Consider the following 646-nt stretch of genomic DNA (forward strand, 5'->3'; position numbering starts at 1 on the left):
TTTTCTTCATTTATTGCGTATTCTTTTAGCTTTGGATTGGCTTCTATTTTTTCTTTTTTATTTTTTAATTCTTCTTTTGCTTGATTTAAGTTTTTAAAATACTCACTTTCATCTTCAATATATTGCTCTTTTACTAAAATTTCTCCATCTTTATCTTTATCAAAAAATATTCTATTATTAATCATTTTTGAAATAGTGTTTATATTTTTTTCGCCAAATTCATTAATATCTTCTTCTAATATTTTGTCTTTTTTAACAATCTCGCTTAAGACATAAACCCCATCTTTATTCTCATCAAAATAACAAACATCAATTAAAGTATTCATTAATTCATCACTATTTAACACCCCATTATTATCGCTATCACTTTCAAGATATTTTAAATCAAAAGCAATCTCACTAAACCAACCTGCTACATAATTAGCAGCGTCGCCTTTTAAAATAGTTTTTCCATTTTCTTCTAAAAAATCATTTTTATTAAAAAAGCTTTTTAAATCTTTTAAAGTATCTTTATCTAAGCTAATCCCTACGCTTTTATTATCAAGGCTAAAAAATACATTTAATTCTTTATCACTTGTTTTATATTCAAAATTATTTGTTTTTATATCTTGTCTTATTTGGCTTAGATTAATAGTGCTATTTACAT

Annotated in this window: 1 protein-coding gene; it reads right to left on the reverse strand. The window is 23.4% G+C overall.

Annotation, left to right across the window (positions count from 1 at the left end; translation table 11 throughout):
- On the reverse strand, positions 1–646 hold a 646-nt coding region (locus AVBRAN9334_RS10095; protein ID WP_336607740.1), incomplete at both ends, for a hypothetical protein.

It is taken from the genome of Campylobacter sp. RM9334 (genome assembly GCF_020138145.1).
In the GTDB taxonomy this organism is placed as follows: domain Bacteria; phylum Campylobacterota; class Campylobacteria; order Campylobacterales; family Campylobacteraceae; genus Campylobacter_E.